This window comes from Mesorhizobium sp. M1D.F.Ca.ET.043.01.1.1 (assembly GCF_003952385.1).
GTDB lineage: Bacteria > Pseudomonadota > Alphaproteobacteria > Rhizobiales > Rhizobiaceae > Mesorhizobium.
This window is the reverse complement of record NZ_CP034444.1, coordinates 232,694-243,374: the sequence shown is the minus strand read 5'-3', so window position 1 is coordinate 243,374 and position 10,681 is coordinate 232,694. Positions and strand designations below refer to the sequence as shown.

Below are 10,681 nucleotides of genomic sequence, written 5' to 3'. Positions count from 1 at the left end.
ACGTGGTCGTTGTTTCAACGCCACAAGGTAGGAGCCGTTCCGTGAAGCATATTACCACCATCGGGCTGGATTTGGCCAAGCAGGTTTTTCAGATCCACGGCGCTGACGCCGAGGGTTCTCCAATCGTCAGCCGTAAACTCCGCCGCGCCGAGGTGCTGCGGTTTTTCGAGAAGCAGCCTGCGTGCCTGGTCGGCCTCGAAGCCTGCGGCGGTTCGCATTACTGGGCGCGCGAGATCGCAGCACTTGGTCACAAGGTTCGGTTGATCCCGCCGGCCTATGTCAAGCCGTTCGTCAAGCGAGGCAAGACGGATGCCGCCGACGCCGAGGCGATCAGCGAGGCCGTAGTCCGCAAGACGATGCGGTTTGTTCCGGTCAAAACGGTCGAGCAGCAGGCGGCCGCGATGGTGCTGAAGACGCGCGGACTTCTGGTTCGTCAGCGAACTCAGGTGATCAATGCGCTGCGCGCTCATTTATCGGAGATGGGCATCATCGCTGGCATCAGCTCGGCGAAAGTTGCGGGGTTGATCGATATCGTGCGCGATGAGACCGATGCTCGCTTGCCGAAAGCTGCCCGTTTGGCTTTATCGGCCATCGCCGATCAGATCGAGGCGCTGATGCGACAGATCGATGATCTCGAGCGGGAGATTGTTCGTGAGGCAAGACGTGACGGGGATATGCGGCGGATGGCTACGATACCAGGTGTCGGAGCAATCACAGCGGCTTCTATCAAGGCGCTTGTTCCAGATCCCGGCGGGTTCAAATCCGGCCGTCACTTCGCCGCCTGGTTGGGATTGACGCCGAGGTCCCATTCGAGCGGAGGCAAAGAGCGGCTTGGAGGAATATCGAAGATGGGCAATGCGGAGATTCGCTCCCTGCTGGTGCTCGGTGCAACTTCTGTCCTGCGGCATATGCGGGGCAACGACAAAGCGCCGAAATGGCTGAATGGTCTTCTGAAGCGGCGGCCCTACAAGGTCGTGGCTGTCGCGCTCGCCAACAAGATGGCCCGGATCATCTGGGCGCTTTTGACCAAGGGCGGGACATATCGGGGTCTTGAGGCGGCAAACAGCGCAGCGGGCGCTTGAGCTGAAGACGACCCCAGCGAACTGACCGGTGCGGTAGCCGGCAGAGGGCTTGCGACGAACGTCCGGTGAGGCGAGGCTAGGCCGATCGGCCCTCACGCCTCAGGGACCGCCGAACGCTACGTTGCCGAAGCCCCAACCGTCGACGGCTGTCATCAATTCGCGCGCCGGCCAACGACCGCAAGCCAGCTTATGACAAGAGGTTCCCGGCCGTATCGCTTGCGAAAGGGGCTGCTCCAAATCTAGAATCGTCGCTCTGTGATCGCTCACCGTTAGGCCGAGTTCCCGGTACCAGGACGTAGATGACAATCGCGACACGATCCAGGGTCGAAGGCAGCGCGCTGATTGACGATTGGAATAACCATGCCTGTATGCCCTGGCGCGTAAGGGCCATCCTGGCGACTAGCTGCCCTAGCCCCTTGCATTGCCAGACAGATGCCAGCGTAGAATAGTCTAGTGCATCAGACTGTATCATTCTCCTCAAACCTGCCTCGATATAAGTAATTTCGAATGGGCAGGCCGCCTTATGAAATCAAAGGAGAAGAATATGATAAGTGAAGTACCAAGCAAAGGGTTGGAATGGACCAACCTCATTCTCGGAGCATGCCTGGCCTGCGCCGCCATCAAATTCGCCGGGCTGCCCCTCGCGGCTTGGAACGCAGGGATCACGGGCACCCTGATTGTATGCTGTTCGGCTGTGGCGCTTTCTCGCTATGGGGCTTGGACCGAATGGTCCAATCTCACGTTGGGGTGCTGGGCAGCGATCGCTCCATTTCTGCTCGGCTTCGGGTCGGCGCAGGGGCCGATGTGGACGCACGTCGTGATCGGGCTTTGCGTTGCGACGATCGCTGTCATGCAGCTTGCGGCAAGTCGCAAGTCCGCGGTGCCCTCGAGCGCCAAGTCCGAAGCCCGCAGGTAAATACGGTCAAAGCCTGACCGCCGGGGACGGACTCGCGGAATCGCTGCGGCCGTCCTCGGGAGCGATGGGCCGAAAACAATGGGCAGGAAGCCAGCCAGCTCTAATGCCTGCCTAGCGAGCCGCGCGTTCAGGATTCGAGAAAACAACGTCCTGCTACCGAAGTATCAGGAATCCTAGACGATCGGACGAAGCGAGCTACCCCGGGACCTAATCGACCCGCAGCGCTTCTACCGAGTATATTGACAAGGGCCATGCGCGTTTTGGAGTCCGCCACTGTGCGAGCAATCCGGAGAACGAGATGTCCGAGATGTCCGCCACCAGAGCTTTGGTCGGACGCGGAAAGGTATGCACTCTATTTGTGAAAGAGCATGGGAGTTCGGGCACCCGGCAACAGAGAGTGGGCTACGTTCGCTCGGGTCGCTTCGGGTACCTAATCAGGGATCTTCGCAAGGGGCCCGCCACTTGGTTCGTCTCTGCTCATGGATTTCCATGAGGTGCGGCCGGGGTATGTTGGGACTATGGTGAGGGCGTGAGCTCGCCAGGCCAGATCCAGACACCAAGCACCAGTGCGATACCCAGCACTGACGGTCCCCATGCTTTGACTGTTCTGGAGGAGCAGCCAATGATGCACGTCTGGTCGCATCGTCCTCAATTCGCGCACCTGGGGCTGTTTTTTGCCGCATATGTCCTGGGCTGCGGATTCGCTCAGTTGCTCGCGATCGTGCCTGGAACAGGCATTTCCATTTGGCCGCCGAGCGGACTTTTCATCGCCACGCTGGTCTTCGCCTCCCGGCCCAGCTGGCCATGGTGGATAGCGACAGGCTGTCTGGCCGAACTGTTCAGCAACTTCCTGTGGTTCCACAGTCCGCTGCCTGCGGCGTTCCTGATCTTCGCCGGCAACGCTCTTGAAGCCATGTTAGGGGCATGGCTCGTGAGTCTTACCTGCAGGCGACCGGTCCGGCTGGAGACGCTACAGGAAGTTCTCGCATTCGTGGTATTGGCCGCCGGAATCGCGCCTGTCGCAAGCGCGACCGTCGGAAGCGCCACTCTTGCGTGGTTTGGTATGCAATCGCAAACCTTCACGGCGGCATGGCCGTTATTCTGGATCGGCGACGCAACAGGGGTCCTGATCGTGGCGCCGCTGGCGCTCGTCGTATTCCACAACTGGCGTGACATCGCTCTGGTCTCAAGGGCGCGTTGGATAGAGCTCTGCATCCTAGGGCTGATCTTTCTTGGTGTCGCAATTCTTTCACTCAGCGCTTACCTGCCCTTTGCCTACATAATCATGCCGCCTCTTCTTTGGGCCGCGGTGCGTTTTGAGTTCAAGGGCGCCGCCGTGGCCTTGGTCCTTCTCGCGCTGATTACGGCGGTCTTCACAATATCCGGCGCCAGCCAATTTGCCGGCGACCCCGAAACGCTGAAGCAAAAACACGTCATGCTGCAGTTGTTTCTGGCCATTTCGGCATTCTCGGCGCTCATCGTTGCCGCGATATCCAGGCAGCACCAGGTGGCGCTGCGCACGTTGGGCGAACGCGAGCGCCAACTTCAGCGGATGATCGATGCACTCCCAGTCCGCGTGTGGAGCGCGACGTCAACGGGCCAGCCATTGTACTTCAACAAGCGATATCAGGACCATTTCCACGCCGTTATCCCAACCTTCGATCTTCCCCAATCCCCACCTATCGAGACATTGGTGCAGGAACTGACGCATCCGGAGGATGCTCCCGAGGTGCAGCGGACTCTGCGGAACTGCTTCGCAACCGGCAACGCCTCGACGATGCGATTTCGTTGGCGCGAGAAGGACGGCAACTACCGGTGGGCGGAATGCCGGGTGGAACCTCGGCGTGACGAGGACGGAGCGGTTGCAGAATGGTACGGCGTTTCCCTGGATATCGACGATGAGATGCGTGCCCTGGAGGGATTGCGCGACCGAGAGCGGGAACTTTCGCACCTCGTGAACATGGTTCCGGCCATGATCGGACGCCAGAAGCCCGACGGCGAACTGACCTTCTTCAACAAGCAGTTAGTAGATTACCTCGGCTTCGACGTAGCGGATACTGACAAGCCAGGCGCGAGCCGCCTTTTCGCCTGGATCAAAGCTGCGGTTCACCCTGATGATGTAGAAAAGCTAAGTGAAATTGCTCGCCGCGGTTTTCTCACGGGCGAGCCCTTCTCCATCAGATATCGCCTGCGCCGTGCGGATGGCGTGTATCGCTGGATGAAAAGCCGCGGGGAGCCACTGCGGGATCAACACGGCACGATCATCCAATGGTACACGGCCGCCATCGACATAGACGATGAGGTGCGCCTTTACAGAGACATTGAGGAGCGAGACGCCAGGATTCGGCAGCTAATCGACTCAGATATCATCGGGATCATTTTTTGGGATCTTGATGGAATGCTGCTCGACGCCAACGACGCGTTCCTGCGCATGGTCCAATACGACCGCGACGATTTGAAATCCGGCCTTGATTGGTTGGTGATGACGCCTCCGGAATGGCATGCCCGCGAGGAAGCTGAAGAGATAGCGCGCACGGGCAAAATGGAAGCCCGCGAGAAAGAGTTCTTCAGGAATGATGGCAGTCGGGTGCCTGTTCTGATTGGGGCCGCCTGTTTCGAGGACACCGAAAGGCAAGGGGTGGCATACATCCTCGACTTGACTGAACGAAAGCGTGCGGAAGCGGCTCAATTGCGTGTAGAAGATGCGCTCCGCGTGGCGCAAGAACGTCTTGCGCGAGCAAGTCAGGCGGCGAGCCTTGCCGAAATCTCGGCGTCTATCGCCCACGAAGTGAACCAACCCTTGGCGGCGATCGTCGCCAACTCACATGCGTGCCATCGTTGGTTGTCCGCGGATCCGCCAAATCTTGAGCGCGCGAAGATCACGGCCGAACGCATTATCCGTGACGCTAACTCCGCTGCTGATGTTGTTGGCCGCACTCGCGCGCTGTTCAAGCAGTCCACGGAAGCTCGAAGCTCGACGGCGCTGGATAGCATCGTGGGCGAAGCTCTGGATCTCATGGCCGAGGAGACGGCGCGACTTCGCATTCGCATTGAAACGGATGTCGAGCGCGGCCTTCCACTCGTGGGGATCGACCGCGTGCAGATTCTGCAGGTGGTGATCAATTTGATGCGCAACGGCGCGGAAGCAATGGCTTCCGCCCCGGAATCCAGAGTTCTTGGCCTGCGCGTGCGCCGGACCGGAGACGCCATCCAGGTGGAGGTCAGCGATCGCGGTGCAGGTGTGCAGTTCCCTGACAAGATATTCGACCCGTTCTTCACAACCAAAGACGAAGGCTTGGGAATGGGACTGGCGATCTGCAGATCGATCATACAATCACACGGTGGCCGGTTGTGGGTAGAAAAGAACGAACCGCACGGCGCAAAATTCATCTTTACCCTGCCGATCGAAGCGAAAGCGGCGGCATGACGACTGAGAGCCATATTGTCTACATCGTCGATGACGATGCACGGGTCCGCGAGGCGCTCAGCGAGCTTCTGTCCTCGCACGGAATAGGCACCAAGACATTTAGATCGGCGGGGGAATACATCAGCACCGAAAAGCCAGATGTTCCCGCCTGCCTCATCCTCGACGTTGAGCTGCCTGATATCAATGGCCTTGATCTGCAAAGACAGATAGCGGAAGGCAATCATCCGCCGATCGTTTTCGTGACGGGCCACGGCGACATCCCGTCATCTGTAAGGGCGATCAAGCACGGCGCAGTGGATTTCTTGACGAAGCCGTTCAGCGACTCGGAGCTGATGGCCGCAATCCATGCTGCGATCGCACAGGACCAAGACCAACGATCCGAACGCGCCGACCTTAAAGCGCTAAACCAACGTTATCTCGACCTGACGCCGCGCGAACGCGAAGTGCTGGCGCTTGTTGTGAGCGGTCTGCTCAACAAACAAGCCGCCGCTGAATTGGGAATCAGCGAAGTTACCCTGGAAATCCATAGAAGGAATGTCATGCAGAAAATGGCAGCGGCGTCACTCGCCGACCTCGTACGCATCGCTGAGAAATTGAAGATACCGATTACCCACTCGCGCAGGGCGAGAGAGGGCTGAGAGTGAAAAAGCCAAGACCCATCGTAGCGATCGTCGATGATGATCCAAGACTGCTCGAATCGGTGGAGGACCTTCTAGAGTCGGCTGGATATACTGCTCGCACCTTCTCGTCGGGTCGGTCTTTGCTTGCCAGCGGCCTGTCGAGCGTGAGCGTGCTTATCACCGACATCGGGATGCCTGGCGTTGACGGCTTTGAACTTCGCAAACTTGTGAAGAAGGTGCGCCCGGAGCTGCCGGTGTTCCTGATCACGGGCCGCCACGAGATAGCCGATCAGGACCAGGCGCAGGGCGTTAGCGGATTTTTCCGCAAGCCCTTCGATGCCAAAGCCCTGCTTACGGCGGTCGGCGACGCTTTGCGCAATCAAAAAATGGAGGATGATCATGACAAGTGAGCAGCCGCTCCTGCGGAGATCGGCACCGCTATCGAAGCAGCAAGAAGGGGAGCAGCCGCGAGTCATCATTGTCGATGATGATGCGTCTGTTCGTGAAGCGCTGTCCGAGTTGATCCTATCGGCGGGCTTCGAGTCGATCTGCTTTGCCTCGACCCGCGAGCTTCTCGACGCCGACGTATTGGACGGGCCTGGCTGCTTGATCCTTGACGTCCGCATGCCGGGAGCGAGTGGTCTCGACCTGCAGAATCGTCTGGCAAAAAGCGGTAACTCCAAGCCGATCATTTTTCTGACCGGGCATGGCGATATTCCGATGACTGTCCAGGCGATGAAGGCAGGCGCGATCGACTTTCTCACAAAGCCGGCGCGTGATCAAACTCTGCTTGACGCTGTTACGGCGGGGATCGCGATGGACGCCACTCGACGGGCCGCTGCAGGGATCGTCAAGCGCAATGTCGAACGGTTTGAGACGCTGACACCGCGCGAACGCGAAGTCCTGCGCGAAGTCGCGCAGGGTAGAGTGAATAAACAGATCGCGTTCGACCTCGGGATCAGCGAGGTCACTGTCAAGCTCCACCGCGGCAATGTGATGCGCAAGATGGAGGTGGCGTCAGTCGGCGAGCTCATTCGGGCTTGGGAAACATTGCCGCCTGTGATGCGCGATGCGGCTGCGGCCACGTCCTCGACTTAATGCCCTGTGCCATTGGCGGGATGTCAGTGCTCGAAGAGGAACTCGTCGCCGGTACAAGCCGGAGCCCGTGCTTATTCCTCAAAGGGAGCGTTCGACACGATGTCGACCGAAGAAGGAGCCCGGTAGCCGGGCACGAAGCGTTCGCCAAAGTCCCGGGCGAAGTTGTCATAGGTCGTTTCCGGGTGCGTCTGGGCGATACGACAGAAGCAGCGTGTCATGCGACGCTTCATCTCGAGCCTAGGGAATTCACCGACAATCCTGGCAATTTCCGCCGCGGGGATCGTGTCGTAGTTGAGTCCGACGACATCCAGACAGACGCCGGCAGTACAAAGGGCCACCTCCGCCTCCTTGTAGAGGCCGATCGACGGGGTCGAGTTGAGGGCCACGCTGTCCCAGATGAGCTGTGCCCGGCGCTCGTCAACCCCGCCTTGTCGGGAGAAGGCCCTGGCCAAATCCGCACCTTCGACTTCGAAACGGCGCGGACCCTCAAAACGCTCGTTCAACGTGATGTCATGCAACAAGGTGCCGACCGCGACGACCTCCGCGTCGTGATCGATGTTGCGGAGCTGTCCAAGCCGGGCCGCAAACAACCAGGAGCGGACGACGTGATTGAATAAATAGGCTTCGCATTCTCTGCGCGCATACTCAAGCGCCTGCTGCACGAGCGGCGTATCGGGTACCGAGACCCCTGCAAGCATCCGACTGGTGATTTCGTTCATCTCAAATTTGTGTCCTGAGCGCATCTGATAGGGTTCGCTTTGTCACCGCCGGTTCACGCGGCGGCGCGCATGCGATCCGCGGGATGCTGCAGGCGAAAGCCGATTGCCAGCCTGTTCCATGCGTTGATCGTGGCGACGCCAATCGAAAGCGCGACGAGTTCATCTTCGGAGAAGGCCTTCCGGGCTTCATCGTAGACAGCGTCCGGCGCATGGGTTTCAGAGATCCGGGTGAGGGCTTCCGCCCAGGCGAGGGCGGCCCGTTCGCGTTCCGTGTAGAGGGCAGACTCGCGCCAAGCGTCGAGCAGTAGCAGCCGGTCGTCGGTCTCGCCCAGCTTGATGGCGTCTTGCCGATGCATGTGCAGGCAATGTGCGCAGCCGTTCATTTGCGACACCCGCAACTTGATGAGCTCGAGCAGTTTTGGGTCGAAGCTGGTGGCAAGCCAGCTCTCGACGGCTACGAGACCCTCGATGCCGCCGTTCTTGCGGGCCAGGAAATTCAGACGCTTGGTCATGTGTTGACTCCATGGTGTCGATTGAAGGTTTGATTTTCTGTTTCGTCGGGCGCCGACGGTTGACGATCGCTGTTAGCGATAGCCGACACCGGCAACGTAGTCGGACAGTATCTGCTCTTGGATCTCTTCCCGCTCGAACAGGACTTTCATCGCGTCGCGTATGTCGAGAATTCCGATTGGCTTGGCGCCTATGTCGACTACGGGCATGTTCTGCAGGTTGGTGGCGGCCATGGTCTGCCACACCTCATGAAGATCATCCTCAGGTGTGCACGACACGATTTGTCTGCTCATCAGGGCTGAAACTGGCGGCACTGACGACGCCGAATTGACAAGATGGCGCACGAGGTCAGATTTGCTCAGCACGCCTTCGGCGGCACCGTTGCCATTGCAGACCACGACAAGGCCGATGCCGGGCCTGGAAAGCGAGAGGGCGGCCGCTTGCACAGTGGCATTGACGTCGACCACGGCGAGGCGCGACGAAGTCAAGGCATGCAGTCTGTCGATAAGCATTGCTGCCGTCCTCCGGGTTCAGACTCATCGTTTGATGCTCGGGCTTAGTCGCCGATGTAGGTGGTCAGCTCGGTCTCGGTGGTGTCGACGACGAACACGGCCAGAAGCTTGGCGGGTTGGGTGGCACTGGCATTTTCGCTGACGCCGTGGCGGTCGCCCGGAAATTCGGAAAAGCTTTCGCCGGCGCGATATGTCGTGACCGGCCCGTCGTTGACCTGGCTGCGGATGGCGCCTTCGAGGACCGTCGCGAAGATGAACGCGGATTTCGGATGGGTATGTCCCGCGGATGTGCCGCCGGGTTCGTATTCGACGAGCACGGCGCGCATGCTCTTGCCTGGCACATTGGGCACCGGGTGGTCGTAGATCAGTGTCGCCTTGTCGCCGTGGGATTGACCGGCTAGCGCCGATCCCGTGGCGAGACTGGTTGCGATAGCAGCGGTGCATAAGATGGTCTTGATCATTGTCTTGGCTCCGGTTTGCTGGTGGGATGGGTGATCGCCGGCCGGGGAGGGCGACCGGCGATCGGGCTCTCGCTGGGGGACGTGGCGCGAGCCTATGACCTGATGAAGGCGAGCAGCTCCGCGTTGACCTGGTCCTGATGCGTGGCGGTGATGCCGTGCGGCGCGCCCGGATAGTAGATTTCCCTGGCGCCCTTGATCAGCTTTGCCGACTTCCGCGCCGAGTCCTTGACCGGCACGATCTGATCGTCTTCCCCGTGCAGGACTAGCGTCGGGACATCGAATTTCTTGAGGTCTTCGGTGAAGTCGGTCTCTGAGAATGCCTTGACGCTCTCGTAGGCGTTCTTCGCGCCGGCCTGCATGCTCCACAGCCAGAACTGGTCCAACGTGCCCTGCGAGACCTTCGCGCCCGGCCGGTTGGCGCCGTAGAAGGCGAGCGCCAGGTCCTTGTAGTATTGAGACCGATCGCCAGCGACGCCGGCACGGATACCGTCGAAGACTTCCATCGGCAGTCCTTCAGGGTTTGCCTCGGTCTTCAGCATGATCGGTGGAACGGCAGCAATGAGAACCGCTTTGGCAACCCGGCCGGTTCCGTGCCGTCCGATGTAGCGGGCGACCTCGCCGCCGCCAGTGGAGTGACCCACTAACGTGGCGTCCTTGAGGTCTAGCGCTTCGATAACAGCAGCAAGATCATCGGCATAGCCATTCATGTCGTTGCCCGAGGAAGCCTGGCTCGACCGGCCGTGCCCGCGCCGGTCGTGTGCAACAACGCGAAAACCGTTCTGCGCGAGAAAGAGCATCTGGCCATCCCAGGCGTCGGCATTCAGCGGCCAGCCGTGAGAGAAGGTGACGACCGGGCCTGTGCCCCAGTCCTTGTAGTAGATTTGCGTGCCGTCCTTGGTGGTGATCGTGCTCATCGTTGCTCCTTGGCTTGAGAGGGAAGAGGGAAGGTTTTGCTTCGTTTCCGCTTGCGCGGCCGCGACTCGTGACAGGCCGACCGCAGCGGTTGCGGCAATGGCGCCCAACAAGACATCGCGGCGCGACGCCCAACCACCCAAACCGTCATCGATCTCGCCGGCATCGCGATGTTCCTGCACTTCGCGCAAAACTAACTTGCCGTCGCTTCTGCGGCCGCGCATGACAGCCGTTCTTTGGGCATTGGCCATGTATCGGCCCTCGGTCAGAGTTCCGATGAAATGGGTGGCTTGCCAGGCTTCCGTCCACGGGCCGGCAACGTAATTCTCGTCGTTGTAGACGTAGAAGCAGGTCGAACCATTTGCGATTTCGCGCTCTTTTACATGGTATTTCATTTCAGTTACTTCTCTCGTCTTGTTGTTTG

11 protein-coding genes are annotated in these 10,681 nt (G+C 59.7%); 6 read left to right on the top strand and 5 right to left on the bottom strand.

The genetic code is table 11. From position 1 onward, the window contains the following. The first annotated feature begins 41 nt into the window (after positions 1 to 41). From EJ067_RS01330 to EJ067_RS01305, 6 genes are all read left to right on the top strand, one after another. A complete protein-coding gene (locus EJ067_RS01330) occupies positions 42 to 1,082 on the top strand; it encodes an IS110 family transposase (RefSeq protein WP_126084318.1) in 1,041 nt (346 codons plus the stop codon). 544 nt (positions 1,083 to 1,626) lie between these two features. Then, on the top strand, positions 1,627 to 1,998 hold the full coding sequence (locus EJ067_RS01325; RefSeq protein ID WP_126084317.1) for an SPW repeat protein: 372 nt from the start codon (positions 1,627 to 1,629) through the stop codon (positions 1,996 to 1,998). A 622-nt stretch (positions 1,999 to 2,620) separates the two neighbouring features. Then, complete coding sequence (locus EJ067_RS01320) at positions 2,621 to 5,425, top strand: MASE1 domain-containing protein (protein WP_126084316.1); 2,805 nt, start codon at positions 2,621 to 2,623, stop codon at positions 5,423 to 5,425. Further along, positions 5,422 to 6,063 carry a response regulator gene (locus EJ067_RS01315; RefSeq protein WP_126084315.1) on the top strand — a complete coding sequence of 214 codons (642 nt, stop codon included), beginning with the start codon at positions 5,422 to 5,424 and terminating at the stop codon, positions 6,061 to 6,063. Before EJ067_RS01320 ends, EJ067_RS01315 begins: the two co-directional genes overlap by 4 nt. A gap of 2 nt (positions 6,064 to 6,065) precedes the next feature. Then, positions 6,066 to 6,455 carry a response regulator gene (locus EJ067_RS01310; protein ID WP_126084314.1) on the top strand — a complete coding sequence of 130 codons (390 nt, stop codon included), beginning with the start codon at positions 6,066 to 6,068 and terminating at the stop codon, positions 6,453 to 6,455. After that, a complete protein-coding gene (locus tag EJ067_RS01305; RefSeq protein ID WP_126084313.1) occupies positions 6,445 to 7,143 on the top strand; it encodes a response regulator transcription factor in 699 nt (232 codons plus the stop codon). Before EJ067_RS01310 ends, EJ067_RS01305 begins: the two co-directional genes overlap by 11 nt. 71 nt (positions 7,144 to 7,214) lie before the next feature. On the opposite strand, the gene EJ067_RS01300 is transcribed toward EJ067_RS01305, so the two are convergent. The 5 genes from EJ067_RS01300 to EJ067_RS01280 form a co-directional block, all read right to left on the bottom strand. After that, complete coding sequence (locus EJ067_RS01300; protein WP_126084312.1) at positions 7,215 to 7,862, bottom strand: hypothetical protein; 648 nt, start codon at positions 7,860 to 7,862, stop codon at positions 7,215 to 7,217. 53 nt (positions 7,863 to 7,915) lie between these two features. Then, positions 7,916 to 8,374 carry a carboxymuconolactone decarboxylase family protein gene (locus tag EJ067_RS01295; protein ID WP_126084311.1) on the bottom strand — a complete coding sequence of 153 codons (459 nt, stop codon included), beginning with the start codon at positions 8,372 to 8,374 and terminating at the stop codon, positions 7,916 to 7,918. A gap of 72 nt (positions 8,375 to 8,446) precedes the next feature. Beyond that, complete coding sequence (locus EJ067_RS01290) at positions 8,447 to 8,884, bottom strand: CBS domain-containing protein (protein ID WP_126084310.1); 438 nt, start codon at positions 8,882 to 8,884, stop codon at positions 8,447 to 8,449. A 44-nt stretch (positions 8,885 to 8,928) separates the two neighbouring features. Further along, positions 8,929 to 9,345 (bottom strand): cupin domain-containing protein, encoded by a 417-nt coding sequence (locus EJ067_RS01285; protein WP_126084309.1) that lies wholly within the window; start codon positions 9,343 to 9,345, stop codon positions 8,929 to 8,931. Between the two features lie 92 nt (positions 9,346 to 9,437). Then, on the bottom strand, positions 9,438 to 10,259 hold the full coding sequence (locus EJ067_RS01280) for an alpha/beta hydrolase (RefSeq protein WP_245468380.1): 822 nt from the start codon (positions 10,257 to 10,259) through the stop codon (positions 9,438 to 9,440). Between the last annotated feature and the right edge of the window lie 422 nt (positions 10,260 to 10,681).